Source organism: Streptomyces sp. NPDC051018 (assembly GCF_044456085.1).
Lineage (GTDB): Bacteria > Actinomycetota > Actinomycetes > Streptomycetales > Streptomycetaceae > Streptomyces.
Genome location: NZ_JBITFN010000022.1, coordinates 94,593 through 119,907 on the forward strand (window position 1 = coordinate 94,593; position 25,315 = coordinate 119,907).

Genomic DNA, 25,315 nt, shown 5'->3' on the forward strand with positions numbered 1-25,315 from the left:
CGCCGCCGCGGATGTCCCGGACGGGGCCGGGCTCCGCCGCCGCTACTTCACGACGAGCGAGGACCACGACTGAATCCACTGCTCCCGGTTGTCGGCGATCCGGTCGGGTGCGAGGGTGCCGGGCTTGTCGGCCACGGCCCCGAAGCGGGTGAACAGCTCGGGCAGCTTCGCCCCCTCCACCACCGGGTTGACGAACATGTTCAGCGGCATGTCCTCCTGGAACTTCTCCGAGACCAGGAAGTCCAGCAGCGCCTTGCCGCCGCCCTCGTTCTTCGCGCCCTTCAGCAGTCCGGCGAACTCGATCTGACGGAAGCAGGTGCCGGTGGCGACCCCGGTCGGCGCCTCGGCGGGCCGCGGCTCCGAGAAGAGGACCTCCACCGGCGGGCTGGAGGCGTACGAGACGACCAGCGGGCGGTCGCCGTCGGCCTTCCTGCCGCCCGCAGAGCCGGAGAACTCCTCGTTGTACGCCTGCTCCCAGCCGCTGACGACCTTGACGCCGTTCGCCTTGAGCTTCTTCCAGTAGTCCTGCCAGCCCTCGTCGCCGTACCGCGCCACCGTGCCGAGTACAAAGCCGAGTCCGGGGGACGAGGTGGCGGCGTTCTCGGTGACGAGCAGGTTCTTGTACGCGGGCTTGAGCAGATCGTCGAAGGTCTGAGGCGGCGCCAGTTTCCGGTCGGCGAAGTACTTCTTGTCGTAGTTGACGCAGATGTCGCCGGTGTCGACGGGCGTCACCCGGTGCTTGTCGCCGTCGAGTTTCACCGCCTGCGGAATCGCCGCCAGCCCCTTGGCCTCGTACGGGGTGAACAGGCCGCTGTCGAGGGCGCGCGAGAGGAGGGTGTTGTCGACGCCGAAAAAGACATCGCCCTGCGGGGAGCCCTTGGTGAGGATCTCCTTGTTGAGGGCCTCTCCGGCGTCACCACTCTTGAGCACCTTGACGGTGTAGCCGGTCTCCTCGGTGAACTCCTTGAGCACGGATGCGGACGCGGCGAACGAGTCGTGCGTCACCAGCGTGACGGTCTTCGGCTTCGATCCGCCGGCGCCGCCGGACGGCGAGTCGTCCGTCTCCCCGCCGCAGGCGGCGAGGGTACCGACTCCGAGCGCGGCGGCCAGCGCGGCGACCGTGATCTTCCTGGTGGTGCTCACTGGATCATTCCTCCTGGGGGTGGCCAGGAAGAGACGCGGCCCTGCCCGGTCCTCAGCGAAGGATCCGGGCAGGGCGCAACAGCTTGAGTTACGACCGAACTTCCTACCCAGAATGACCTGGGCGAGGTTCAGAGGGTCTGCGGTCTGATGGGTACCGCACTCTCAGCGCTGTGGCGCTCCCCTGTCGGATGTATGCATGTGTTCGAGCCCAGAGTACAAGGTCGGACGCGTGGGATGTCAGGTGCGGGTCATTCGTCCCGTCCGGGAGGGGACGGCCACGGATGGTGGTTGCGGGCCGTCCGCGGGTACGGGTCGTATGGACGGTGGTGCGGAGCGCACCTGCGGCCGGTCGGTACGGCCCTTACGTCCAGTCGGTACGGGTCGTTCCCGCGCCCGGTACGAGCCGGTTCTCCCGGCCCCGGGCCGGGCTCAGCGCTCCGTCGCGGCGAGCTGTCCGCACGCCCCGTCGATCTCCTGCCCCCGGGTGTCCCGCACGGTCACCGGTACCCCATGGGCCGCGATCGCCTCGACGAACGCCTTCTCGTCCTCGGGCCGCGACGCCGTCCACTTGGAGCCGGGCGTCGGATTGAGCGGGATCAGATTGACATGGACCCGCTTGCCCTTGAGCAGCCGGCCCAGCAGATCACCGCGCCAGGCCTGATCGTTGATGTCGCGGATCAGCGCGTACTCGATGGAGACCCGGCGGCCGGACTTCTCCGCGTACTCCCAGGCCGCGTCCAGGACCTCCCGTACCTTCCAGCGGGTGTTGACCGGGACGAGGGTGTCGCGCAGCTCGTCGTCCGGCGCGTGCAGCGACACGGCGAGCCGGCACTTGAAGCCCTCGTCGGCGAAGCGCAGCATCGCGGGCACCAGACCGACCGTCGAGACGGTGATCCCGCGCTGTGAGATACCGAGCCCGTCCGGCTCTGGATCGGTGAGCCGCCGGATCGCGCCCACGACCCGCTTGTAGTTGGCGAGGGGCTCGCCCATCCCCATGAACACGATGTTCGACAGCCGCGCCGGGCCGCCGGGGACCTCGCCGTCACGCAGCGCGCGCATCCCGTCGACGATCTGGTGCACGATCTCGGCGGTGGACAGATTGCGGTCGAGGCCCGCCTGTCCCGTGGCGCAGAACGGGCAGTTCATCCCGCAGCCCGCCTGGGACGAGATACACATCGTGACCCGGTCCGGGTACCGCATCAGCACGGACTCGACGAGGGTGCCGTCGTGCAGCCGCCACAGCGTCTTACGGGTGGTGTCGTCGTCGCAGGAGATATGGCGTACGACCGACATCAGGTCCGGCAGCAGCTCGGAGGCGAGCCTGTGCCGGGCGGCGGCCGGGATGTCCGTCCACTGCTCGGGGTCGTGCGCGTACCGCGCGAAGTAGTGCTGGGAGAGCTGCTTCGCCCGGAAGGGCTTCTCGCCGATCGCCGCGACGGCTTCCCTGCGCTCGGCGGGGGTGAGATCGGCGAGGTGACGCGGTGGCTTCTTCGCTCCGCGGGGCGCGATGAACGTGAGCTCTCCCGGGGCGGGGGCCATGAGCCAAAACTCCTCGTGAACGGTGCCGGCGCCCCGCGCCGACGCGGAACACCCGGTGTACTGCCGAAGCCCGGGAAACTCACCGGACCACCCCCGCGGCCGCGGGTCGGAAAGGGCGCGCCGCCGTCCGGCGACACGCCCTTCCAGAGTACCGGGTCCGCGCGGCGGCCCGGTCAGCCGCTTCCGACGAAGATCACCAGCAGCAGCCAGACCACCGGGGCGGTCGGCAGCAGCGAGTCCAGCCGGTCCATGATGCCGCCGTGGCCGGGCAGCAGCGTGCCCATGTCCTTGATCCCGAGGTCCCGCTTGATCATCGACTCACCGAGGTCGCCGAGGGTGGCGCTGGCCGCGACCGCGAGACCGAGCAGCAGTCCCTGCCACCAGGTGCCGTCGTCGATGAGGAACTGCATACACAGCGCGCCCACGGCCATCGCGAAGCCGACGGCACCGAGCAGCCCCTCCCGGGTCTTCCCGGGGCTGATACGGGGTGCGAGCTTCCGCTTGCCGAAGCGCCAGCCCACCGCGTACGCGCCCGTGTCGCTGACCACGGTGAGCAGCAGGAAGGTGAGCACCCGCTGCGGGCCGTCGTCCGCCGTGAGCATCATCGCGACGAAGGTCGCGAGGAAGGGTACGTAGAACGCGGCGAAGATCCCCGCGGTGACGTCCTTGAGATAGCCCTCGGGCGGTTCGGTCATCCGCCAGATCAGCACGGCGAGCGACGTCAGGGCCATGGCGACCCACGCGCCCTCCGCCCCGCGCGCGTACCCGGCCACCACCATCGCCGCGCCGCCCACGGCGAGCGGCACCAGAGGGGCCTTGATCTGCTTGCGCTCCTGGAGCCGTGAGGTGAGTTCCCACAGCCCGACGACAACGGCGACCGCTATGACGCCCACGAACAGTGCCTTGACGACGAAGAGCGAGGCGATGATCACCACGCCGAGACCGGCGCCGACCCCTATGGCCGCCCGCAGATCACGGCCTGCCCGCTTTCTGTCATGGCCGGTCCCACCGCCGGCCCGCTTCCTCTTCGGCGGCTCCGGCTCGGGGGCCGGCTGCGGGCTGGGCATGGGCTCCTGCGGATTCTCGTCGCGGAACAGGGGGCCGCTCAGCCGAGCGGCCCCCTGGTCGCTGTCACGATCGTCACGGACCTGACGGCGGCCGCGCTGGTCGCGGCCCCCATGGTCTTCGGCGTCTCTACCTGCGTCGGGGAAGTCCGGCACGATGGGCATGGGCCGAGTCTGCTGTGCGTCATGCTGATCGTACGCGGGACCCGCCGAAAGGAGGCTCTGCTCCGGCGGGCCCCCGCCTCCGACGTAGTCGGCCCTCCTCGGGGCCCCCCAGGAAGAGTCGTTCATCAGACTTCGAGCAGCTCGGCTTCCTTGTGCTTGAGCAGCTCGTCGACCTGAGCCACGTACTTCGCGGTGGTGTCGTCGAGCTCCTTCTCCGCACGGCGGCCCTCGTCCTCGCCGACCTCGCCGTCCTTGATGAACTTGTCGATGGTCTCCTTGGCCTTGCGGCGCACGGCGCGGATCGAGATCTTCGAGTCCTCGGCCTTGCCCTTGGCGACCTTGATGTACTCCCGGCGGCGCTCCTCGGTCAGTTCGGGGAACACCACCCGGATGATGTTGCCGTCGTTGCTCGGGTTGACGCCGAGGTCCGAGTCGCGGATCGCCTGCTCGATATTGCGCAGCGCGGTCTTGTCGAACGGGGTCACCACCGCCATGCGCGGCTCCGGCACCGAGAACGAGGCCAGCTGGTTGATCGGGGTCAGCGCACCGTAGTAGTCGGCCACGATCTTGTTGAACATCGCCGGGTGCGCACGTCCGGTGCGGATCGCGGCGAAATCATCCTTGGCGACCAGGACGGCCTTCTCCATTTTCTCCTCGGCCTCGAGGAGGGTCTCTTCGATCACCACTTGCTCCTGCGTGTCTTGAGTAGGCCCGGCATGCAACTATCCGGTCGGGCGGAACCTGTGTCGCGTCTTTCCTGCACGGTGTCCGACCGGCAGGACTTTGTCTATCCCGGACATCCTCGCGCGTCCGTCCCCGGACGCCCTCGGACACCCCCCGGAGTTCAGGCCCGGGTGCCCTGGTCGCTCACGAGCGTGCCGATCTTCTCACCCCGTACCGCTCGCGCGATATTGCCCTCGGTGAGGAGTTCGAAGACAAGGATCGGGAGGGCGTTGTCACGGCAGAGGGTGATCGCGGTGGCGTCGGCGACCTTGAGGTCCCTGGCCAGTACCTCGCCGTACTCCAGGGCGTCGAACTTCACCGCGTCGGGGTTGGTCTTGGGGTCGGAGTCGTAGACCCCGTCGACACCGTTCTTGCCCATCAGCAGCGCCTCGGCGTCGATCTCCAGGGCCCGCTGGGCGGCGGTGGTGTCGGTGGAGAAGTAGGGCATGCCCATTCCGGCGCCGAAGATGACCACACGGCCCTTCTCCAGATGGCGCACGGCCCGCAACGGAATGTACGGCTCCGCGACCTGGCCCATGGTGATGGCCGTCTGGACGCGGGAGTCGATGCCCTCCTTCTCCAGGAAGTCCTGGAGGGCGAGGCAGTTCATGACGGTGCCGAGCATGCCCATGTAGTCGGACCGGGCCCGGTCCATTCCGCGCACCTGGAGCTCCGCGCCGCGGAAGAAGTTGCCGCCACCGATGACGACCGCGATCTGGGCGCCGCTGCGTACGACCGCCGCGATCTCACGGGCGATGGCGTGGACGACATCGGGGTCGACACCCAGTCCCCCGCCTCCGGAGAACGCCTCACCGGAGAGCTTCAGCATGAAGCGTCCGGCACTCTTCACGTCGTGCTTCCCGTCGTGGTCGCTGTTGTCGCCGGCAGCCTGGTTGGCGTCCGCGCCCTTGTTCATGGAGATCTCCTCGTGCACATACGAGGAAGGCCATTGCCGGTTGGGTGCTGGTGTCCCTGTCGGCAATGGCCTCCTCGTCAGATCTGCGGTCGTCCGGCGCTTCAAGGCAGTTGTGCCGCCTTGGGGCTCACGCGGCCGATGACTGCGTGAGAAACCCTATCGGGCTCCCGGATCGATCGCGTACTCGCCGTACTCGCGCCCCCGCCCGGGTACTCCGTGTACCCGGCACGTCGCTTTCCGGTGTTCTACGCGTACCTGGCGCGTCCGCTCAGGCGCCGACGCGGATGCGCGCGAAGCGCTTCAGCGTGACACCGGCCTCGTCCAGGACCTTCTTGACGGACTTCTTGTTGTCCTTGGCGAACGGCTGGTCGAGGAGGGTGACCTCCTTGAAGAAGCCGTTGACGCGACCCTCGACGATCTTCGGGAGGGCGGCCTCGGGCTTGCCCTCCTCGCGGGAGGTGGCCTCGGCGACCCGGCGCTCCTGCTCGACGACCTCGGCCGGGACGTCCTCACGGGTGAGGTACTTCGGCGCGAAGGCGGCGATGTGCTGGGCGACGTCCTTGGCGATGGCGGCGGCCTCGTCGCCGCCCTTGTCCAGCTCGACCAGAACGCCGACCTGCGGCGGGAGGTCGGGCATGGTGCGGTGCATGTAGACGCCGACGTACGCGCCGGAGAACTGCGCGAAGCGGTCGAGGACGATCTTCTCGCCGAGGTTGGCGTTGGCCTCGTCGACGTACGCCTGTACGGTCTTCCCGGCCTCGATCTCCGAGGCGAGCAGGGCGTCGAGGTCGGCCGGGGAGGTCGCGGCGACGTGCTGGGCGAGCGTGCTGGCGACGGCCTGGAACTTCTCGCCCTTGGCGACGAAGTCCGTCTCGCACTTCAGCTCCAGCAGTACGCCGGAGGTCTTGTCCTCGGCGATGAGGGAGATGACGGCGCCGTTCTCGGCGTTGCGGCCCTCGCGCTTGGCCACGCCCTTCTGGCCCTTGACGCGCAGCAGCTCGACGGCCTTGTCGACATTCCCGTCGGCCTCGTCCAGCGCCTTCTTGCAGTCCATCATGCCGGCGCCGGTCAGCTCACGGAGCTTCTTGACGTCAGCGGCGGTGTAGTTCGCCATGTCCTTGAGTCTCTTCTCGAAACGGTCGAAAGTCGAAGGTCCGCCGGAGATCCTTGGCCGACCTACGGGTGAGCGGCGGGGGCCGGTGCTCGTGGCACCGTCCCCCGCCGTCCTCACCTACCGGAGCTGTACGGCCTCAGCCCTGCTCGGCGTCCGCGGCGGGCTTCTCCGCCTCGGCCTCGGCAGCGGGCGCCTCGGCGGCCGGGGCCTCGGCCGGCTTCTCGGCGGCCGGCGCGGCCTCCGCGGCGTTCTCAGCCTTCTCGGTGTCCGCCTTCTTGTCGCCCTCGAGGAGGTCGCGCTCCCACTCGGCGAGCGGCTCACCGGCCGCCTTCTCGCCCGGCTTGGAGTCGCCGGTGGCGACGCCGGAACGGGCGATCAGGCCCTCGGCGACGGCGTCGGCGATCACCCGGGTGAGCAGGGTGACGGAGCGGATCGCGTCGTCGTTGCCGGGGATCTTGTAGTCGACCTCGTCGGGGTCGCAGTTGGTGTCGAGGATCGCGACGACCGGGATGTGGAGCTTGCGCGCCTCACCGACGGCGATGTGCTCCTTCTTGGTGTCCACGATCCAGACGGCGCTCGGCACCTTCTGCATCTCGCGGATACCGCCGAGGGTCTTCTCCAGCTTGGCCTTCTCGCGGGAGAGGACGAGCAGCTCCTTCTTGGTGAGGCCGGAGGCGGCCACATCCTCGAAGTCGATCTGCTCAAGCTCCTTGAGGCGCTGCAGACGCTTGTAGACGGTGGAGAAGTTGGTCAGCATGCCGCCGAGCCAGCGCTGGTTGACATACGGCATGCCCACGCGGGTCGCCTGCTCGGCGATCGCCTCCTGGGCCTGCTTCTTGGTGCCGACGAACATGATGGAACCGCCGTGGGCGACGGTCTCCTTGACGAACTCGTAGGCGCGGTCGATGTACGACAGCGACTGGAGCAGGTCGATGATGTAGATGCCGTTGCGCTCCGTGAAGATGAAGCGCTTCATCTTCGGGTTCCAACGACGGGTCTGGTGACCGAAGTGGACGCCGCTTTCCAGCAGCTCCCGCATCGTGACGACGGCCATGGCCGTATCTCCTTGGATTCTCGGTTTGTCCTGACGCCCCGACGCGCCTGCCACAAGGGACCGAGGGGCGCGGCCACCGACCTGAGAGGTGTGCGGTGGCGGGGCGTGCGAAGTCGACCCGGTGACCCGGATCGCCAGAAGAAGTGTACGGGACCCTGGCGGCGGCGGGTGACGGCGTTGTCCACAACCGGTGGGTACTCCACAGATCCGGAGCATGATCCACTCGGTTCGCCGCCCTGCGGGACGGTCGGTGCATGTACCGCAACGCTCTCCGACTCCCACCCGCCCCGCTCCCCTCCCGGCCCCAGCTCGCCTGCGAGCCCCCGGGCCCACCCCCGCCGGAGTGCGGGGCCCCGCCTGGGTGCGGGATCCTGTTGGGGTGGGGGGTCCCGTTGGGGTGGGGGATCCCGGTCCCGGTCCGGGCGTCGCCGTGCGGGCCCGTCACCGCGGGCACGGTACGGCCCCTGCGCCGAACCGCCCCGATGAGGCACAGACTCCGGGCCCGGCAAAGGGTCCCGAAAGCTCGGGAGCTCCCCGCGGTGTGCGAGATCCCGGAGGTGCGGCAGGTCCCCGCCAGGCAAGGGGACCCAGCCGAGCGCAGGAGCCAGGTCATGGACACGGTCCCGGTCCGGGCGTCGCCGCCTCGCGGGCCCGTCACCCCGGGCACGGTACGGCCCCTGCGCCGGACCCCGCCGATGAGGCACAGGCTCCCGGCCCGGCAAGGGGTCCCGGAAGCTCGGGAGCTCCCCGCGGTGTGCGGGATCACGGAGGTGCGGAAGGTCCCCGCAGCGCGCAGGGCCCCGGCCCGCCCGTTCTCGGCCGGGTGCGGGATCCCGGAGCCGCGCAGGGACGCCGCCACGCGCAGGACCCCGGTCCCGCGCAGGAGCCTGGCCGTACACAGGGACCCCGCCGGTCGCAGGAGCCGGGAAGTGCGCAGGGGCCCGGCGGTACGGAAGGTGCCCACCCCACCCACGTACCCGGCCGTGCACAGGGCCGTCACCCCGGGCAGGCTTCTGAGCGCTGTCCTGGCGGGAGTCCTGGTCGTCCTGCTGGGCGTGGCGGGCGCTGTGGCCGGATCACCGGCCGCGCCCGGGCCCGCAGCGGCCTCCCACGGCCCGCCCGGGTCGGGCCCCTGGGACCGGTCTGCCGGGCATCGCGGCATGGACCGGGTGGGCGGCGGAGCTGACGGCCCCCCGTTGACGCGGGAGGATCACACACCACGGGTGGATCCTGCGGCAAGGCGGGACGAGGCGGGCCAGAAGGATCCTGCAACGCGGCAAGAAGCAGCGGTACGGGAGAGTCAGACTCCACGCGCGGACACCCGGGGACGCGAGGATCCCGCCTCGGGGGACGGCACCACCGGGGGACGGAGCTGGCCCGTGGGCCCGCCACGCCCTGCCATCGTGCGCGGCTGGGAGGCTCCCTCGTCGCCGTACGGCCCCGGGCACCGGGGTGTGGACCTGGCGGCGCCACCGGGCACGGACGTGCGCGCGGTGGCGGCGGGCCGGATCGTGTTCGCCGGCCCGGTCGGGGGGCGAGGGGTGCTCACGATCGCGCTCACCGGCCCGGGTGACCCGCCGTTGCGCGTCACCTATGAACCGGTCGTGGCACTGCTCCCGGTGGGTACGGACGTGGAGGCGGGCCGGCCGGTGGCCCGCGTCGAGCGCGGGCCGTCGCACTGCGCCAGGGGCTGTCTGCACTGGGGACTGCTGCGCGGCACCGAGTATCTGGACCCGCTGTCGCTGCTGCCACCGGTGCTCCTGCGCCGTCCGCCGTCCCGGCTGCTTCCGGTGACGGGCACTCCCCCGCTCCAGGACGGCTCGCGCGGCGATCTACGGCCCGCCGCCTCCGCCTCCGGCCGGGCGGCAACGCCCCACGCGCTCCATACGGCCCTGCTGCTGACGGCGGCCTGGGTGACCCGTTCCGGCGTGCGGCGGGCGTCCCGGGCAGCCATGGCCCCGGACGCGCCCGGAGGCCCCGCCCCCATGGGCGCCGGGCCCGGAATCAGGAGCCGACGCCCCGGAGGGCCATGGCGACGGCCGCCTCCGCGATCACATCCGGCTCCTCCGCCGCGCCGAGTTCGATACGGCGCACCGCGGCGTCCACCACTCCCTGGAGGAGCATCGCCGCCAGACGGGGCTGCTCATGACCCAGCTCGCCAAGCGCCTCGACGATCATGGCAATGAGCCCGCCGTGCGCGGCACGGATCTTCTCCCTCGCCCGGTCGTCCAGCTCACCGGCGGAGATGGCTACGACGGCCCGGTGCCGCCGGTCACCCACGAGGTCCAGCTGCCGGCGCACATACGCTTCGACCTTGCCCTCGGGCGTCGTGGCGGGCTCCATCGCGGCCTCGACCTCCGCCGCCCAGACGGGGAAGTCGACGGCGCACAGTTCCTCGACGACCGCCGCCCGGGAACGGAAGTACTCGTATACGGAGGACCTGGCCAGGCCCGTGCGCTCGGCGAGGGCGGGGAAGGTCAGCGCCTCCGTACCGCCCTCGGACAGGAGGGAACGCGCGGCGTCGAGCAGGGCGTCGCGCTGCATGGTCCGGTGCTCGGCCACGGAGGCCGCTCGAATCCTGGGCACGTCTCCACTTTACGGATGCCGCGCAAGAGGCAGGCCGGAACGGAGGTCAGCGGCCCACGTCGGCGAGCTTCGCCCGCAGCTGGAGCACCGATTTCGTGTGGATCTGGCTGACCCGGCTCTCCGTGACCCCGAGGACGTTCCCGATCTCCGCGAGGGTCAGCCCCTCGTAGTAGTAGAGGGTGACGACGGTCTTCTCACGCTCCGGGAGAGTGTTGATCGCACGGGCGAGCAACCGCCGCAGCTCCCGGTCCTCGGCGACCTCGACCGGGTTGTCGGCGGCGGTGTCCTCCAGGGTGTCCATCAGGCTGAGCCGGTCGCCGCCCTCACCCCCGACATGGAGCAGTTCCTCCAGCGCGACAACGTTCGCCAGGGACAACTGGCTGAAGACCGCATGCAGTTCGTCGATCCCGATGCCCATCTCGGAGGCCACCTCCCCTTCGGAGGGGGTACGCCGCAACTTGGCTTCGAGTGTGGCGTAGGCGCGCTCCACATTCCTGGCCTTCTGGCGGACGGAGCGCGGGATCCAGTCGAGCGCGCGCAGTTCGTCGATCATCGCCCCGCGGATCCGGGTGATGGCATAGGTCTCGAACTTGATGGAGCGCTCGATGTCGAACTTCTCGATGGCGTCGATGAGTCCGAACACCCCGGACGAGACGAAGTCCGCCTGCTCCACATTGGACGGCAGCCCGACACTGACCCGGCCGGCCACATACTTCACCAGTGGTGAGTAGTGCAGGATCAGCTGCTCACGCAGCCGCTCGTCCCCCGTGGTCTTGTACGACTGCCACAACTCCTCTAGCGACGAGGGAGCGGGGGGCCGCGCGGCGCCACGGGCAGCGGGGGGCACTGCCGCGCGATCAGACCCGGAGGTGTGCTGGGGCATGCGTTGCCTTGAGCCGTTCTGCTGTGAGGGGTACTCGGTGCGGGAGGAACTCGGGGAAGCTGGCGAGCATCGTGGCCGGAAGTGGTGAGCGTAGCGTGACTGCGTGGATGCGGTGTGCGAAGGACGGGCGGTGACCCCGTGTGGGATTCCGGTCGTCGGCCGGTCCTGTGAACCGGCGCCGACACGGCACACACCGGCCCTCCCGGTGTCTCCGGCAGCACCGCAAAGGTCACCCCCATCACTTTTTCACCCGAATGCTCCAAATCAAGAACCGCCTCGCCGTGCCTTCGTCCCGCGATTCGCTTGACGCGTCAGCTGCCAACCGTCCCCCAACCGTTCGACGAACCCCAGCGCGTGCAGTTCATAGAGCCTGCCGAGAGCCTCGTCGGTGGTGGTTCCCGCGCCGCGGGCGAGGTGCCCGCTGTCGACCGCCCCGCGTGCCGGGAGCGCTTCGAGGAGCAGTTTGCTGACGGGGTCCAGGAGGTCCCGTGGCAGGACGGGGCCCCGGCGGGCCGGTGCCAGGTCGCCGATCTCCCCGATCAGTTCCGCCACTTCGTCGGCATCGGTGACCAGCACCCCCTCGCCCCGGAGCAGTTCGTGTACGCCCGCCGAGAGCCCGCTGGTCGCCGGTCCGGGCACCCCCATGGTGTACCGGCCCAGCCTGAGCGCGGCCCGCGCGGTGACCAGTGACCCACTGCGGTATTCGGCCTCGACGACCACCGTGCCCCTGGTGAGGGCGGCGATCACCCGGTTCCTGAGGACGAATCTGCTGCGTGTGGGGTGGTCGCCCGGCGGCAACTCCCCGATGACCAGTCCCTGTTCCACGATGCGTCCGATCAACTCCGCATGACCGCGGGGATAGACGACATCCACACCGCAGGCGAGCACGGCGACGGTGGCACCACCCGCGGCGAGCGCGCCCCGGTGCACCGCCCCGTCGATGCCGAAGGCGGCCCCGGAGACCACCACCCACCCCCGCTCGGCGAGGCCGCTGCCGAGAGCGGCCGCCATATGCGCTCCGTACGGGGTACATGCCCGCGCGCCGACGACGGCCACGGAACGCAGTGCCCACTTCCGCAGGTCCGATCGGCCTCTGACCCACAGCCCGACAGGTCTGGCGGCTCCGAGGTCATCGAGCTGGGTGGGCCACTCACCGTCCCCCGGGCAGATGAAGCGGCCTCCGGCGGCCGCGATCGCGGTCAGATCGCGGTGGGGGTCGGCGGCGGCTGCCCGTGTCCGGTAGCTCTCGAACCGCCGTGGGCCGGCTCCGGGGAGGCCGGTGGCGTCGGGGTCGGGTGCGGTGAGGCGCGCCAGCAGCTCCTGGGCCCCGAACTCACCGAGCCATCGTCCGCCCCGCTCGTCACCCGGCTCCAGCACCCTCGTGAGCGCCGCTCGGGCGAAACGCTCCGCCTCACCGACCGTCGCACTCCGGCCCGGGGCACCGGCCGTGTCCCGCTGTCCCGGCCCGTCACCCATCGGTCGCCTCCCCGCCCGCGGCGCTGCCGACCGTCGCGGGCGCACCGCGCGATACGCCGGTGCGCAGCTCCAGGGCCATCTCCACATCACACTCCCCGGGCCGGTCCCGTCCGGCGAGGTCGGCGACGGTCCAGGCCACCCTCAGCACCCGGTCAAGGCCGCGTGCCGTGAGGAGCCCCCGTTCCATGTCCCGCTCCGCCGCCGCGAGGGCCCCCGGGGCGACGGGCCAGCGCGTACGCAGTTCATGGCCCGGCACTGCGCTGTTGAGGTTCCACGGCGTGTCCTGGAGCCGGGCCGCCGCGCGCTGCCGGGCCTCCTGGACACGGGCCGCGACCACGGCGGTCGTCTCGCCCCGGCCGCCCGTGCTGAGCAGATCACCCCTGTTGACCGGCTCCACCTGCACCCGCAGATCGACCCGGTCGCGCAGGGGCCCGGACAGCCGCGCCTGGTAGCGCCGGATCACCGACGGCGGGCACTCGCATCCCGCGCCGTGCAGCGTGTGCCGACCGCAGGGGCAGGGATTCGCCGCGAGCACCATCAGAAAGCGCGCCGGCAGCCGGACCACGCCTCCGCTCCGCGCGACCACCACATATCCCGACTCCAGCGGCTGCCTCAGGGAGTCCAGGACCTTGCCCGAGAATTCCGGCGCCTCGTCCAGAAAGAGCACTCCACGGTGGGCCAGGGACACCGCTCCCGGTCTCGGCAGCCCGTTCCCGCCGCCGACGAGCGAGGGCATGGTGGCCGAGTGGTGCGGCGCGCAGTAGGGCGGCGTACGCACCAGAGGCTCGCCGGGCGGCAGGATGCCCGCCACCGAGTGCACGGCCGTGACCTCCAGGGACTCCTTGCGGCTGAGGGGCGGCAGCACCCCGGGCAGCCGTTCCGCCAGCATGGTCTTCCCCGCACCCGGTGGCCCGGAGAGCATCAGATGGTGTCCTCCGGCGGCGGCGACCTCCAGCGCCCGGCGCGCCAGATACTGCCCCGCCACATCGGCGAGATCGGGCCCGTCCCCCGCCGCCGTCGCCAGCCCCGTACCCACTCCGGCCCCCGGCACCATCAGCCCGGCCAGCATGGGGTCCGGCCCGCCGGAGACCGGCTCCTCATGCGGGACCGGCTCATCGCTGAGCACGGCAATCAGCTGCCGCAGGCTCCGTACACCGAGCACCGAGACTCCCGGTACGAGGGAAGCCTCACCGGCGCACTGCTCGGGGACGACCACCTGCCGGTACCCGGCCTCGGCCGCCGCGAGCACGGCGGGGAGCACCCCGCGCACCGGCCGTACCCTGCCGTCCAGCCCCAGCTCCCCGATCAGCACCAGATCGGCGATGGCCCGGGGATCGATGCGCTCGGACGCCCCGAGCACGGCGCTCGCCACGGCCAGATCGAAACCGCTTCCGCCCTTCGGCACGGACGCCGGGCTCAGCCCCACCGTGAGCTTCTTCTGCGGCCACTCCGCCCCCGAGTTCACCACCGCCGCCCTGACCCGGTCACGGCTCTCGACCAGGCTCTTGTCGGGCAGCCCCACCAGGGTGAACGCCGCCACTCCGGGCTCCAGGTCCGCCTGGACCTCCACCACCACGCCCTCGACACCCACCAGCGCCACCGAGCAGGCCCGCGCGAACCCCATCACGCCACCCCCCGCACATGCTCGACCAGGGGCGCGCCCCGCGCGGGAACCACGACGCCCACCAGATCGATGCGCACCCCGCCGGACGGCACCCCGCCGTGCCGCTCCAGCCAGCCCCCGGCGAGGTGTCTCAGCCGCTCGGCCTTGGCCGGGGTGACCGCCTCCATCGGGTGCTCGAACGTGCCCGCCCTGCGGGTCTTGACCTCGCAGATCACCACCGTGTCGCCGTCGCGGGCGACGATGTCGATCTCACCGGCCCGTCCGTAGCGCCAGTTCCTCGCGAGAACCGTCATTCCGGCCTCGGTCAGCAGCCGCGCCGCCAACTCCTCGCCGTACCGCCCCAGTGCCCCCGTCGCGTTCATATCGGCACCACCTCCTGGCACCGACTCTGACGCGTCCCCCGCTCACCTGTGGATCTTGGTGGACAACCCGTCCGTTGTGGATAACTCAGCCACCCGGAAGTTCGAGATCGCTCTTGTTCAGCTCCTCGATGTTCACGTCCTTGAATGTGAGTACGCGCACCTGCTTGACGAACCTGGCCGGCCGGTACATGTCCCAGACCCAGGCGTCCGCCATCGACACCTCGAAGAAGACCTCGCCCTGGACCGAGTGGACCTGCATCTCGTAGTCATTGGTGAGATAGAAGCGGCGCTCGGTCTCGATCACGTATTTGAACAGCCCGACGACGTCCCGATACTCCCGGTAGAGCTTCAGCTCCATCTCGGTCTCGTACTTCTCGAGGTCCTCGGCGCTCATGGCATGTTCCCCTTCAGCCGTGCGTCCCCCCATTGTGCGCCAGGCTCTCCGGCCCCTAGGCGATTTCCGGGGCCAGGACCACCGGCGCAGGCGGGGGACCCTCGTCGAGCAATGTGCGCAGCAGCTCGGCGAGCCTGGTCGGGTACACCGTCTCACGCGCCGAGGAGAGTTCGGCGGAGGTCCACCACCTCAGGCCCGTGATACTGCGCCGCTCCAGTTCCGTCAGCCCGAGCGGAGCCGTTCCGGTCTGCTCGGTACGGGCGAGGAAGTACCACTCGTCCTGCTCCCAGCGGCGCCCGTCGAAGGGAAAGGAGCAGGTCCGCCGCCAGAGGACCGGCCCCAGCTCGACATCGGTGATACCGGTCTCCTCGGCCAGCTCCCGCAGCGCGGCCTCCTCGCGGGTCTCGGCGCCCTCCAGGCCGCCCCCGGGGGTGAACCACCAGGAGTCGGCGGGATTCGCCGGCTCGTACCCGTGCATCAGCAGGATGCGGTCCCGCGGATCGAGCAGCACGACCCGCGCGACCTTCCTCAGCCCGCCCCCGGGGCCGCTCCCGGAACGCCCGCCGAGGTCTCCGGAATCACTCCCGCGCCCCTCGGGGGCACCGCCCGGACCGGCATCCGGACCTCCGCCGAACCCGCCCCCAGCACCCACCACCCGCTCCTCATCCGGCATCCGCCGTCACCTTCCCTCGGCTCCCGCGCGACAGCCGCCGCGCCACCGGCCCGTACGCCGCCCCGCCGAAGATCAGCAGCGCGCCCGCCGCCACCACCCCGAGGATCAGCTTGACCGGTCCGAGCCGGGAGATGCCACCGGGAAGCTCCGCGAACCCCCCGGGCCGCTCCAGCAGACCGCCGCTCAGCGGCCAGGCCACGGCATCCAGACGCGCCTCCACGGCCGAGCGGGGCACCGAGCCCTGTCCCGGGTCCTGGAGACGCGTACGGGAGTCCAGGGAGCCCATCCGCTCGTCGCCGAGAAGGAAGAGCTGCCCTCGCGGCACGGTGGCCGTGAAGGTGTTCGGCGAGGCCGGTCCCCCGGCGCCGCGCAGATACGGTTCTTCCACCTCCGTACCGTTGACCGTGAGCCGTCCGCCGTCGCCGCAGCAGGCGATCGTGTCACCGCCGACGCCGACCACCCGCTTGACCATCGGAAGATCGCCCCACTGCGACTCCCGGAACACCACGATGTCCCCGCGCCGCACCTCGTCGCCGTCGATGCGCTCACCCAGGACCCGGTCGCCCGCGGCCACGGTGGGCGACATGGAGTCGGTCGGCACCGTGTACGGCCGGTAGACCGCCGCGCCCCAGACGAAGCCACCGAGGAAGAGCACACAGCCGGCGGCCACGGCCAGACCCGACAGCGCGCTGCCGAGCCGGCCGCGGCCGTCGCCCGTACGTCCTGTTGCCATCCCAGCGCCCCCTGCCCCGGGGATCGCCGCCCATCAGCGGCGATCCGCGAATCCGCGATCTGGGACGGCACCCTACCGGGCGGTATCCCCGGTGGTCAGCCTCTTCCGCCGCCACAGCACGATGGCCAGCGCGCCCGTGACCCCCATCGCCGGCGGAGCGGCGGAGGTGACGAGAGCGGCCGCGGTGTTGATGCCGGGCTGGTCGAAGGTCGAGGGCACCGGCAGGGTCGACCAGCGGTTGACCGGCCACGCGACCACGACGGCCCGCCCGACGACCTTGTCGACCGGGACGAACCCCTGGTTCACGTCCCTGGTGTGATACCGGGAGTCACGAGAGTTCTGCCGGTGGTCGCCCATCACCCAGATCTTGCCCTCGGGCACCTTGCGCGCGGTGAAGGGCCGGTCGTCGCAGGGAGTGTTGCCGGGGAAGATGTACGGCTCGTCGAGCGCCTTCCCGTTGACCTTGACCGGGCCGCCCGCCTTGCACTCCACCGTGTCCCCGCCGACCGCGATCGTCCGCTTGATCAGGTCCTTCTCCTCCGCGGAGGGCATCAGGCCGATGAAGCTGAGGAACTTCTGCGCGATATTCGGCTCGGGCGTGGGCTCGCCCGCGAGCCAGCCGCCCGGATCGTGGAAGACGACGACCTCGCCGCGCTCGGGTTCGGAGCCGAACCAGGGAGTGAGCTTGTCGACCAGCACCCGGTCCCCGCGCTGCAGGGTGTTCTGCATCGAGTCCGAGGGGATGGAAAACGCCTGCACCAGGAAGGTCTTGATCAGCAGGGCGAGGATCAGGGCGATTCCGACCAGAATCGGCAGTTCCTTCCAGAACGACCGCTGGCTTTTCTTGCGCCGTGCTGCGTCGTCGTCACCGGGCGTCACGTCACCCTCCCCGGACCCCGCCGAGGCGTCGCCGTCACCGGCGGCGGGCCCGGAGGCGCCGGACCGGCCGTCGTCCTCTCCCGCGGGCCGTCCCGGACCGCCCGTCATGGACGCGGAGGATGGCTCGGCCCCGGTCGGACCCTCCGGCCTGTCCTCCGGCTGCTCGTGCCCGGACCGCGCGCCGACCGCCACGTCCCCCACATCCACTCCTCACTCCGTGCGAAAACGTCCGCTCCTCGATCTCCGGATACCCCGGACGACGAGCAGACCCACCACTCCCATAACGAGCGGGAGTTCCGCAGGACTCGGGAGGAGGACCATTCCCTTCTGGTCCTGGGAGGACAGCCTATTCGACGAGTCCACCGGGGTGGTCGACCCGGCACGCGGGTTCGGGACAGATGCGAACGTCTCACGCTCACCCAGCCCGCTCCAGTGCTTGACCGGCCAGGCGATCACCACGGCCCGCCCCACCACCTCGTCGACGGAGACCGTGCCCTGGCCCTCCTCGTCGAGATGGGAACGGGAATCAGCCGAATTCGCCCGGTGATCACCGAGGACGAAGATCCGGCCCGGCGGGACGTCGACCTCGAACCGCTGGGCAGAAGGAACGTTTCCGGGGTTGAGATAGGACTCGATGAGCGGGACACCGTTGACGGTGATACGGCCGTCCTGGTCGCAGCACTTCACCTTGTCGCCGCCCACCGCGACCACGCGTTTGATCAGGTCCTGCTCGTCGGCCGACGGCAGCAGCCCGATGAACGTCAGGCCCTGTTTGATCTGCTTGACGACGACCGGGTCGTCCTTCTGCTCGGTGGGCTCGTCCTGGAGCCAGCCGCCGGGGTCCTTGAAGACGACCACGTCACCGCGCTCCGGCGTCGAGCCGAACCACGGTGTGAGCTTGTCCACCAGCACCCGGTCCTGGATCCGGATGGTCTGCTCCATCGAACCGGACGGGATGACGAACGCCTGTACGAGGAAGGTCTTGAGGACGAGGGCGATCAGCAGGGCCACCGTGATCAGGAGGGGGATCTCCTTGATGGCGGACCTGCGCCGTTTGCGTTTGACCTTCTTGGCGAGTCTGCGCCGTTCGGCCCGGCCCGGCAGCAGCCGGCCGCCGTCCGTCGGCCTGGTGCCGGTGGGCAGCCGGGTGTCGCCGCCCCGGTGGCTCGCGTGACGCCCGCGGTTACCCATGCGGCCCGCCCGCCGCCGACGGCGCTTGCGGGACGCGGGAGAAGGCGTCCGTACGCTCCAGAGAGGCCCAGCGGCCGAGGGGCCAGCCGATCCAGTCCGCTCGACCGATGACCCGCTCCACGGGGACCATGCCCCCGCCGGGCGAGCCGAGGTGGTCGCGGGAGTCGCGCGAATTGCTCCGGTGGTCCCCCAGCACCCACAGGGTGCCGTCGGGAACGACGATGTCGAAGGGCACCTCGGACGGCTCATCACCGGGATGCAGATATCCCTCGTCGACCGCTACACCGTTCACAGCGATCCTGCCCCCCTTGTCACAGCAGACCACCCGGTCACCGCCCACGCCCACCACCCGCTTCACGAAGTCCGTCTCCGCGGGCTCGGCCAGCCCCAGTGCCGCGAGCACTCCCCGTGCCGCCGCTCCGACCGGATTCCCCTCCGCCCCCTCGGGCACAAAGGATCCCGCGCCGTCGAAGACGATCAGATCCCCCCGTGCGGGCTCCTCACCGAAACGGTACGCCAGCTTGTTCACCAGCACCCGGTCCCCGATACGCAGCGTGGGCTCCATGGAGCCGCTGGGGATCTGGAACGGCTGCACCACAAACCGGCTGAACAGCAGGACGAGGCCCGTGCAGACCACGCCCAGGAGCAGCACCCGCCGCCAGGACAACCCGGAGGGGCGCAGGGCTCCCAGGAGAATCGATACCCCCGAGGAGTCCCCGGAACGCACGGAACGCGACCCCTCTCCCGTCTCCCCTGCTCCGGGGACCCCCGGTCCGGGGGTGGAAGAGCGGTCGCGCTCGGTGTTTCCGGCTGTCGTGTCCATCGGAAGCGAAGCCTATCCGGCGTCGCCGTGGACCCGGGCGCCGTGTGAGCCGGAGCTCACCGGCGCACTCGCCCGGAGCGTCCCGAAGGCGCCGTGGGCTCAGTTGTCGCGCTTCTCCTTGATCTTCGCGGCCTTGCCGCGCAGGTCACGGAGGTAGTACAGCTTCGCACGGCGGACGTCACCACGGGTGACCAGCTCGATCTTCTCGAAGATCGGGCTGTGCACCGGGAAGGTGCGCTCGACGCCGACGGAGAAGGAGACCTTGCGGACCGTGAACGTCTCGCTCACGCCGGCGCCCTGGCGGCGGATGACGACGCCCTTGAACTGCTGGATACGGGAGCGGTTGCCCTCGATGACGCGAACGTGGACGTTCACGGTGTCACCGGGACGGAACGAGGGAACGTCGGACCGCAGCGAGGCGGCGTTGACGGCGTCGAGCACGTGCGACATGTGTGTCTGCTTTCTTCGCGGATGCCACAGGTCATCCGCGGGAGCGTGGATGAGATTCAGGAGGCCGCCGCATCGGAGCGGGCGTCGTGTCCCCCTGTGGCAGGGGCGCACGCCGGACGGACGGCAGCGGCCTATTCTTCCACGTCCCCGGGCCTGCGCCAAAATCGGCCCCCGGGCTCGGGCGCCCAGCCCAGGATGGACAGGACCTCCCGGTCCTTCTTGTCGAAGGCGGCGGGATCGCACCGCTCTATCAGGTCGGGCCGGTTGAGGGCCGTACGCCGCAGGGCCTCGTCCCTGCGCCACCGGGCCACCTTCCCGTGGTGCCCGCTGGTCAGCACCTCCGGAACGGCACGTCCCCGCCATGCCGGGGGCTTGGTGTAGACGGGGCCTTCCAGCAGGTTCTCCATCGCGCCGGGCGCGAAGGAGTCGTCACGGTGCGACTCGGCGTTGCCGAGGACGCCGGGCAGCAGCCGGGCCACGGCCTCGGTGATCACCAGGACGGCCGCCTCGCCGCCGGCCAGGACGTAGTCGCCGATGGACACCTCGTACACCGGCATCCGCGTCGCGTACTCGTCCATGACACGGCGGTCGATGCCCTCGTAGCGGGCGGGGGTGAAGATCAGCCAGGGGCGCCGGGACAGTTCGACGGCGATCTCCTGGGTGAAGGGGCGGCCGCTGGGCGTCGGCACGACCAGGACGGGGTCATGGGTCCCGGCCTCGTAACCGCTCGCGAGGGCGTCGTCGAGCGCCTCCCCCCAGGGCTCGGTCTTCATGACCATGCCGGGGCCGCCGCCGTAAGGGGTGTCGTCGACCGTGTGGTGACGGTCGTACGTCCAGTGCCGCAGGTCATGGACATGGACATCGAGCGTGCCATGGGCCCGGGCCTTGCCGACGAGGGAGACGTTCAGCGGTTCCAGATACTCGGGGAAGATCGTGACGACGTCGAGCCGCATCAGGCGCCGTCCCCGGACGCGCCCCGGTCCCGGCCCCCGGCTCCGCCCTCGCCCTGATCCGGGTCCGGCGCGGAAGGGGCCTCTCCTCGTACGGGCTCCGTTCCCTCGCGCGCGGAGGCGGTCTCCGCGCGGTCGTCGACCAGCCCGGGCGGCGGGTCGATCACCGCGCGCTGATTCTCCAGATCGATACCGGTGACGATCTCCGCCACGAACGGAATCATCACCTCCGACCCATCGGGCCGCTCCACGATGAACAGGTCCTGCGACGGGAGATGGCTGATCTCGGTGATCCGGCCGATCTCCGTGCCGTCGGCGAGGACGACATCGAGGTCCATGAGCTGGTGGTCGTAGTACTCCTCGGGGTCCTCGGGCACCACGTCCGGGTCCACATCGGCGATCAGCAGTGTGTTGCGCAGCGCCTCGGCGCCGGTGCGGTCGGCCACACCCGCGAAGCGCAGCAGCAGCCGGCCGCTGTGCACCCGGCCGGTCTCGATCGTCAGGGGCCCGACGGCCGCCGGGTCGGTGGCCAGTACGGCCCCGGGTGCGAGCCTCAGTTCCGGCTCGTCCGTACGCACCTCGACGGTGACCTCGCCCTTGATGCCATGCGCACGGCCGATCCGGGCGACTACCAACTGCACTTTGCACTCTCTCCTGTCACACGGCTCATCCCGCTCACACGGCACGGCTCAGGCCACAACGGCCCGCACGACTACGGGCCGGGGAGGGCCGCACGGCCCTCCCCGGCCCGAGCCGGTGTTCAACTGTTCAGCGAACCTGGTCGACGTCGACGAGGTCGACGCGGATCCCACGGCCGCCGATGGCGCCCACGACGGTACGCAGAGCGCGCGCGGTGCGGCCGTTGCGGCCGATCACCTTACCGAGGTCGTCGGGATGGACCCGGACCTCGAGCACACGCCCGCGGCGCAGGTTGCGCGAAGCGACCTGGACTTCGTCCGGGTTGTCGACGATGCCCTTCACGAGGTGCTCGAGAGCCTCCTCGAGCATGCTCAGGCCGTCGACTCGGTGGACTCGCCGGCGTCAGCCGCCTCGTCCGCCTTCTTGTCGGTCTTCTTCGCCTTCGGGGTGATGGCCTCACCCTTCGGCTCGCCACCCTCAAGGGCCTTGGCGAACTCGTCGAACGCGGCGCGCTTGTCCGCCTTCGGCTCGGCGACGAGCAGCGGCGCCGGGGCCGGCAGGCCCTTGTGCTTCTGCCAGTCACCGGTGAGCTTCAGGATCGCGAGCACCGGCTCGGTCGGCTGGGCGCCGACGGACAGCCAGTACTGCGCCCGCTCCGAGTCGACCTCGATGCGGGAGGGGTTCTGCACCGGGTGGTACAGGCCGATCTCCTCGATGGCCCGGCCGTCACGGCGGGTACGGGAGTCGGCGACGACGATGCGGTAGTGAGGCGAACGGATCTTGCCCAGACGCTTCAGCTTGATCTTGACTGCCACGGAAGTGGTGTCTCCTGGTCTTGACGTGGTTGGGCACAACGAGATGCCACGTGGGGTTGCGGTACCCGGGTGCCCGATGGACGCGTCAGCCGGAGGAGAGAGGGGTCCTGTACGGCCGTCGAGTACAGCTTGCCATTGTGCCACACGCCGAAGACGCGCCCGCCCCTCCCTGCCGGCACAGCCCGCGCCGCCCCCGTCAGGCGGCCGGCCGAGGGGTCAGCTCGCCGCGGCGACCGGTTCGGGGATGCGGAACGGCTTCCCGCAGCCGCCGCACACGATGGGGGCCTGGGCGAGGACCGACGGCACCACTCTCACATTGCGACCGCAGTCGCAGACGGCCTTCACCCGTACACCGCCGCCCGAGGAACCGTGCCGGGCGGCAGGTCCGCGGAAGGAGCGCTTGGTGTCGGACGCCGTGGCGACCGTATGCGCCTTGAGGGCACGCTGAAGTCTCTCGATCGTGGGGCGGTACCGGCGCTTCGCCTCGGGGCTGAGCACGACCAGGGAGAAGCCGCTGCTGGGATGCGGCTCATCGGCGTGGTCGAGGCCCATTTCCTCGGCGATCGCCAGGAATCGGCGGTTGTGGTAGCGGCCGGCCCGTGAGGTGTCCCGGACACCTCGCGCGGCGGCGATGCCATGGACTGCCTCATGAAGCAGTCGCTCGAAGGAGAGCTCCCCGCCGCAGGCGGACGAGGATTCTCCGATCAGGGACTCTGGCGCGGCGAGATCTGGCAGCTCAGGGTGGTGCCGCTGAATATCGGCCCATGCCTGTGCCAGCTCTGCGGCGAGAACAGGTGGTGTCGTGCTCACGTCGTGATAACGAGCCGGACCTCTCCCGGGTTCCATTCCGGGCCATCCCAAATATTTTGCACGTACCCGTCAGTTGGCATTGTTGCGTCCTGACGAGGGCGGGTAGCCAGATCTGCGGAGAAGCCTCACAGCTCCCAACAAGGTGGTACGTAGCGCGTACTCCGGGGGCGGTCCGGGAGAGGAAACCCGCGGGCAAAACCGTTCGCCGGGGGTGCTGCCCGGAAACGGGGGCACTCATGCGCCGGAAGCCGGTGATATCCCTGCCCGGCGGTACGTTCCCGGCGCCCGGAGCGTTCATCCGGACTCCGGCGGCGGGCCACCGAAGGGGATCCGGCGCGAAAGTCGCGCGCTCGCCGACGGCCCCGCGCGCCCCTCTACCGGCTCAACGCGCCCGCCGGGCGGCAGCGGCACCGCCCCGGGAAGCGTCCTCCCGTACGCCTGCGGGCTCCACGGGCGCCCCGCGCCGGCCACCGCGTACGACCGCCTCCGACGGTGCCACCGGCACGGGCACCGGCTCCGCCACCGGCACGGGTCTCTCGACATGCTCCGCGTCACGGGTCGGGTCAGACTGTCGGGTGAGAAGCGGGAAGCAGGCGCTCAGGGCAGCCGGGGCCCTGATACCGGCGGCCGGATCCTGCCGGATCCTCTCCCACGGGCCGCGGCCGTGGGGCCGGACGGCCACGGCGGCTTCACCGGAGGGCCGTCCACCGACCGGAGCGTGCCGTTCCTGACTCCGGTGCCGGCGGGGAGGGCGCTGCGCCCGGGGCGTGAGGGCGGGTGCCTTTGCCATGGCGCGCATCGTACGGCGGCGGGAGGCCGACCGGTGAATCGGCCAGTGGCCCGGGCAGTGACTTCGGCCAGGGCTCCGGCCGACGCCTGGGGCGGGGGATCAAGCCGGCGCATCGGGCCGGGTGATCCACCGTTGGCTCCGGGGCGTACGCCGGGGCATCCAAGCAGTGCCGCACGCCCCCTGGACTCGGGGGCGGGCGGGGAGTTCCCTGACGTACGGGGAGGGCCACGGTACGCGCGAACGACAGCACCGCGGACAAGACGCACAGGGGGGTGTCCAGCACTCGGCCACCCGGCGGATGGGAGCGCACTCGATGACACCAACGCTCGTCCGGCACCGATCCCGCACCTCATCGCCGTCCCCGGCAGCGGCGTCCGGGCGACATCACGCGGAGACGCCGGAGACAGCGCAGAACACGGAGGCGGCACAAAGAGCGGAGACATCGGCGCGGGCCCGGGACTGGGCCGAGATCCAGGAACGGATGCTCGTCCCACTGTACGAGGCCGTGTACGACCGGCTGGAAGTCGGCGCCACCACCCGGCTCCTGGGCCTCGGCTGCGGCTCCGGCCTCGCCCTGCTGATGGCCGCCGCGCGGGGCGCCCGGGTCACGGGCGCGGACACCGACCGGGAGCGGCTGGCCCTGGCGCTCGAGCGCACGGCGTCCGGCCGTACGGCACCCGGCCCCCTCCCCCGGACGGCCGGAATCGACCTGGTCCACGGCGATGTGGGAGGCGCGGCTGACCCCGCGCGTCCTCCGTACAACGTGATCACCGCGTTGGCGCCGCTCGGCTGTGAGGCCGGTGACAGCGAGGGGCTCGGCACCGCGCTGGAGGCCGCCGTGAAACTGGCGGGCCACGGCAGCGCGGTCGTCCTCACCGGCTGGGGACCGCCCGAGCGCTGCGCCACCTCCGGTGTCCTCCGTGTCGCCGGCCGTCTCACGCCCCGCCCGCACGGCGGCCGGCGCCCCGCGCGGCGCGACGATCTGGAGGACGTCGCCGCCGGGGCGGGACTGCGGCCGGACGGCTCGGGCCGGGTGGCCTGCCCGTTCGGTTACGCGGACATGAGCAGTGCCGTGCGCGGACTGGTCTCGACCGGCCTGTACGCGGACGCGACCGCCGGGAACGGCCGGGCGCGGGTGGAGGAGGAGATCGCGGAGGCACTGCATCCGTACACCCGCCGCGACGGAACCGTGTGGATGCCGAACGTCTTCCGGTATCTGATCGCCCGCACGCCCTGACCCGCGAACCCCCGCCCCGGAGCGTCTGCCCAGCACACCCTGCCCCGGAGCGACCCGCCCGGCGCCCCGTGATCCCAGCAGCCTGCCCGGTACACCGTGGTCCGCGCTGCCTTGTCCAGTGCGCGGCGCCGTGGACCCCTGTCCCGTACGCCGTGCCCGGGACGGCCGTTCCGGTACGTCCTCCTCCGTATTCACCGGCCCCGGCGCCCGGACCCACCGGTCCGCGTCCGGGGCACGGAGGCGGGACCGGCCACGGCGGCGCGATGGCCGGAGGTACGACCA

General features: G+C 70.9%; 25 protein-coding genes, 1 pseudogene and 1 riboswitch. Of the genes and pseudogenes, 2 read left to right on the forward strand and 24 right to left on the reverse strand.

Annotated features, from left to right (window positions below):
- Positions 1-42: 42 nt before the first annotated feature.
- The 7 genes from ACIBCM_RS29345 to rpsB form a co-directional block, all read right to left on the reverse strand.
- Positions 43-1,143 carry a thiamine ABC transporter substrate binding subunit gene (locus ACIBCM_RS29345; RefSeq protein ID WP_399248396.1) on the reverse strand — a complete coding sequence of 367 codons (1,101 nt, stop codon included), beginning with the start codon at positions 1,141-1,143 and terminating at the stop codon, positions 43-45.
- An 82-nt stretch (positions 1,144-1,225) separates the two neighbouring features.
- Positions 1,226-1,336, reverse strand: a riboswitch (TPP riboswitch).
- Positions 1,337-1,572: 236 nt separating this feature from the next.
- Positions 1,573-2,682 carry a 23S rRNA (adenine(2503)-C(2))-methyltransferase RlmN gene (gene rlmN / locus ACIBCM_RS29350; protein WP_399248398.1) on the reverse strand — a complete coding sequence of 370 codons (1,110 nt, stop codon included), beginning with the start codon at positions 2,680-2,682 and terminating at the stop codon, positions 1,573-1,575.
- Between the two features lie 173 nt (positions 2,683-2,855).
- Positions 2,856-4,037 (reverse strand): phosphatidate cytidylyltransferase, encoded by a 1,182-nt coding sequence (locus tag ACIBCM_RS29355; RefSeq protein WP_399248400.1) that lies wholly within the window; start codon positions 4,035-4,037, stop codon positions 2,856-2,858.
- Complete coding sequence (gene frr / locus ACIBCM_RS29360; protein ID WP_399248402.1) at positions 4,037-4,594, reverse strand: ribosome recycling factor; 558 nt, start codon at positions 4,592-4,594, stop codon at positions 4,037-4,039. Before frr ends, ACIBCM_RS29355 begins: the two co-directional genes overlap by 1 nt.
- 161 nt (positions 4,595-4,755) lie before the next feature.
- The gene (pyrH, locus tag ACIBCM_RS29365) at positions 4,756-5,550 is read right to left on the reverse strand and encodes a UMP kinase (protein ID WP_399248404.1); all 795 of its coding nucleotides are present in this window, start codon (positions 5,548-5,550) and stop codon (positions 4,756-4,758) included.
- A gap of 268 nt (positions 5,551-5,818) precedes the next feature.
- A complete protein-coding gene (gene tsf / locus ACIBCM_RS29370; RefSeq protein ID WP_399248406.1) occupies positions 5,819-6,664 on the reverse strand; it encodes a translation elongation factor Ts in 846 nt (281 codons plus the stop codon).
- A gap of 136 nt (positions 6,665-6,800) precedes the next feature.
- The gene (gene rpsB, locus ACIBCM_RS29375; RefSeq protein ID WP_399248408.1) at positions 6,801-7,718 is read right to left on the reverse strand and encodes a 30S ribosomal protein S2; all 918 of its coding nucleotides are present in this window, start codon (positions 7,716-7,718) and stop codon (positions 6,801-6,803) included.
- Between the two features lie 1,160 nt (positions 7,719-8,878).
- Here rpsB and ACIBCM_RS29380 point away from each other — a divergent pair.
- Positions 8,879-9,394 (forward strand): annotated as a pseudogene (locus ACIBCM_RS29380) (peptidoglycan DD-metalloendopeptidase family protein); the annotation flags it as partial.
- 328 nt (positions 9,395-9,722) lie between these two features.
- Here the strand turns inward: ACIBCM_RS29380 and ACIBCM_RS29385 are convergent.
- The 17 genes from ACIBCM_RS29385 to ACIBCM_RS29465 all read right to left on the reverse strand — a co-directional run bounded on the left by ACIBCM_RS29385 (position 9,723) and on the right by ACIBCM_RS29465 (position 23,006).
- Entirely contained in the window at positions 9,723-10,280 is a 558-nt protein-coding gene (locus ACIBCM_RS29385; protein WP_399248461.1) for a TetR/AcrR family transcriptional regulator, read from the reverse strand.
- Between the two features lie 70 nt (positions 10,281-10,350).
- The gene (gene whiG / locus ACIBCM_RS29390) at positions 10,351-11,187 is read right to left on the reverse strand and encodes an RNA polymerase sigma factor WhiG (protein WP_399248410.1); all 837 of its coding nucleotides are present in this window, start codon (positions 11,185-11,187) and stop codon (positions 10,351-10,353) included.
- 264 nt (positions 11,188-11,451) lie between these two features.
- On the reverse strand, positions 11,452-12,663 hold the full coding sequence (gene dprA / locus ACIBCM_RS29395; protein WP_399248412.1) for a DNA-processing protein DprA: 1,212 nt from the start codon (positions 12,661-12,663) through the stop codon (positions 11,452-11,454).
- Entirely contained in the window at positions 12,656-14,287 is a 1,632-nt protein-coding gene (locus ACIBCM_RS29400) for a YifB family Mg chelatase-like AAA ATPase (RefSeq protein ID WP_399248414.1), read from the reverse strand. The genes dprA and ACIBCM_RS29400 overlap by 8 nt, the downstream gene beginning before the upstream one ends.
- Positions 14,287-14,649: a YraN family protein gene (locus tag ACIBCM_RS29405; RefSeq protein WP_399248416.1), complete on the reverse strand. Its 363-nt coding sequence runs from the start codon at positions 14,647-14,649 to the stop codon at positions 14,287-14,289. Before ACIBCM_RS29405 ends, ACIBCM_RS29400 begins: the two co-directional genes overlap by 1 nt.
- Positions 14,650-14,734: 85 nt before the next feature.
- Positions 14,735-15,043 carry a DUF2469 domain-containing protein gene (locus ACIBCM_RS29410; RefSeq protein WP_003965949.1) on the reverse strand — a complete coding sequence of 103 codons (309 nt, stop codon included), beginning with the start codon at positions 15,041-15,043 and terminating at the stop codon, positions 14,735-14,737.
- Between the two features lie 55 nt (positions 15,044-15,098).
- Positions 15,099-15,716 carry an NUDIX hydrolase gene (locus tag ACIBCM_RS29415; RefSeq protein ID WP_399248418.1) on the reverse strand — a complete coding sequence of 206 codons (618 nt, stop codon included), beginning with the start codon at positions 15,714-15,716 and terminating at the stop codon, positions 15,099-15,101.
- A complete protein-coding gene (lepB, locus tag ACIBCM_RS29420) occupies positions 15,706-16,449 on the reverse strand; it encodes a signal peptidase I (protein WP_399248420.1) in 744 nt (247 codons plus the stop codon). The genes ACIBCM_RS29415 and lepB (ACIBCM_RS29420) overlap by 11 nt, the downstream gene beginning before the upstream one ends.
- Before the next feature lie 72 nt (positions 16,450-16,521).
- Positions 16,522-17,529, reverse strand: coding sequence for a signal peptidase I (gene lepB, locus ACIBCM_RS29425; RefSeq protein ID WP_399248422.1), 1,008 nt, complete (start codon positions 17,527-17,529; stop codon positions 16,522-16,524).
- 9 nt (positions 17,530-17,538) lie between these two features.
- A complete protein-coding gene (gene lepB, locus ACIBCM_RS29430) occupies positions 17,539-18,519 on the reverse strand; it encodes a signal peptidase I (protein WP_399248424.1) in 981 nt (326 codons plus the stop codon).
- The gene (gene lepB / locus ACIBCM_RS29435) at positions 18,512-19,342 is read right to left on the reverse strand and encodes a signal peptidase I (RefSeq protein WP_399248426.1); all 831 of its coding nucleotides are present in this window, start codon (positions 19,340-19,342) and stop codon (positions 18,512-18,514) included. Before lepB (ACIBCM_RS29435) ends, lepB (ACIBCM_RS29430) begins: the two co-directional genes overlap by 8 nt.
- A gap of 99 nt (positions 19,343-19,441) precedes the next feature.
- Positions 19,442-19,792 (reverse strand): 50S ribosomal protein L19, encoded by a 351-nt coding sequence (rplS, locus tag ACIBCM_RS29440; RefSeq protein ID WP_399248428.1) that lies wholly within the window; start codon positions 19,790-19,792, stop codon positions 19,442-19,444.
- Positions 19,793-19,923: 131 nt separating this feature from the next.
- The gene (gene trmD, locus ACIBCM_RS29445; RefSeq protein ID WP_399248430.1) at positions 19,924-20,745 is read right to left on the reverse strand and encodes a tRNA (guanosine(37)-N1)-methyltransferase TrmD; all 822 of its coding nucleotides are present in this window, start codon (positions 20,743-20,745) and stop codon (positions 19,924-19,926) included.
- Positions 20,745-21,383: a ribosome maturation factor RimM gene (gene rimM / locus ACIBCM_RS29450; RefSeq protein WP_399248432.1), complete on the reverse strand. Its 639-nt coding sequence runs from the start codon at positions 21,381-21,383 to the stop codon at positions 20,745-20,747. The genes trmD and rimM overlap by 1 nt, the downstream gene beginning before the upstream one ends.
- Before the next feature lie 127 nt (positions 21,384-21,510).
- A complete protein-coding gene (locus ACIBCM_RS29455) occupies positions 21,511-21,750 on the reverse strand; it encodes an RNA-binding protein (RefSeq protein ID WP_020868149.1) in 240 nt (79 codons plus the stop codon).
- A gap of 2 nt (positions 21,751-21,752) precedes the next feature.
- Positions 21,753-22,196 (reverse strand): 30S ribosomal protein S16, encoded by a 444-nt coding sequence (gene rpsP / locus ACIBCM_RS29460; RefSeq protein ID WP_399248435.1) that lies wholly within the window; start codon positions 22,194-22,196, stop codon positions 21,753-21,755.
- Between the two features lie 216 nt (positions 22,197-22,412).
- Positions 22,413-23,006: a hypothetical protein gene (locus ACIBCM_RS29465; RefSeq protein WP_399248437.1), complete on the reverse strand. Its 594-nt coding sequence runs from the start codon at positions 23,004-23,006 to the stop codon at positions 22,413-22,415.
- Positions 23,007-24,109: 1,103 nt separating this feature from the next.
- On the opposite strand from ACIBCM_RS29465, the gene ACIBCM_RS29470 reads away from it, so the two are divergent.
- Complete coding sequence (locus tag ACIBCM_RS29470) at positions 24,110-25,033, forward strand: SAM-dependent methyltransferase (protein ID WP_399248439.1); 924 nt, start codon at positions 24,110-24,112, stop codon at positions 25,031-25,033.
- Positions 25,034-25,315 lie beyond the last annotated feature (282 nt).

Coding starts and splice junctions, on each gene's coding strand:
- rlmN (WP_399248398.1), bottom strand. CDS start 2,682: ATGGCCCCCGCCCCGGGAGAGCTCACGTTCATCGCGCCCCGCGGAGCG.
- ACIBCM_RS29355 (WP_399248400.1), bottom strand. CDS start 4,037: ATGAACGACTCTTCCTGGGGGGCCCCGAGGAGGGCCGACTACGTCGGA.
- pyrH (WP_399248404.1), bottom strand. CDS start 5,550: ATGAACAAGGGCGCGGACGCCAACCAGGCTGCCGGCGACAACAGCGAC.
- tsf (WP_399248406.1), bottom strand. CDS start 6,664: ATGGCGAACTACACCGCCGCTGACGTCAAGAAGCTCCGTGAGCTGACC.
- rpsB (WP_399248408.1), bottom strand. CDS start 7,718: ATGGCCGTCGTCACGATGCGGGAGCTGCTGGAAAGCGGCGTCCACTTC.
- whiG (WP_399248410.1), bottom strand. CDS start 11,187: ATGCCCCAGCACACCTCCGGGTCTGATCGCGCGGCAGTGCCCCCCGCT.
- dprA (WP_399248412.1), bottom strand. CDS start 12,663: ATGGGTGACGGGCCGGGACAGCGGGACACGGCCGGTGCCCCGGGCCGG.
- ACIBCM_RS29400 (WP_399248414.1), bottom strand. CDS start 14,287: ATGGGGTTCGCGCGGGCCTGCTCGGTGGCGCTGGTGGGTGTCGAGGGC.
- ACIBCM_RS29405 (WP_399248416.1), bottom strand. CDS start 14,649: ATGAACGCGACGGGGGCACTGGGGCGGTACGGCGAGGAGTTGGCGGCG.
- ACIBCM_RS29410 (WP_003965949.1), bottom strand. CDS start 15,043: ATGAGCGCCGAGGACCTCGAGAAGTACGAGACCGAGATGGAGCTGAAG.
- ACIBCM_RS29415 (WP_399248418.1), bottom strand. CDS start 15,716: ATGCCGGATGAGGAGCGGGTGGTGGGTGCTGGGGGCGGGTTCGGCGGA.
- lepB (WP_399248420.1), bottom strand. CDS start 16,449: ATGGCAACAGGACGTACGGGCGACGGCCGCGGCCGGCTCGGCAGCGCG.
- lepB (WP_399248424.1), bottom strand. CDS start 18,519: ATGGGTAACCGCGGGCGTCACGCGAGCCACCGGGGCGGCGACACCCGG.
- lepB (WP_399248426.1), bottom strand. CDS start 19,342: ATGGACACGACAGCCGGAAACACCGAGCGCGACCGCTCTTCCACCCCC.
- rplS (WP_399248428.1), bottom strand. CDS start 19,792: ATGTCGCACGTGCTCGACGCCGTCAACGCCGCCTCGCTGCGGTCCGAC.
- trmD (WP_399248430.1), bottom strand. CDS start 20,745: ATGCGGCTCGACGTCGTCACGATCTTCCCCGAGTATCTGGAACCGCTG.
- ACIBCM_RS29455 (WP_020868149.1), bottom strand. CDS start 21,750: ATGCTCGAGGAGGCTCTCGAGCACCTCGTGAAGGGCATCGTCGACAAC.
- ACIBCM_RS29470 (WP_399248439.1), top strand. CDS start 24,110: ATGACACCAACGCTCGTCCGGCACCGATCCCGCACCTCATCGCCGTCC.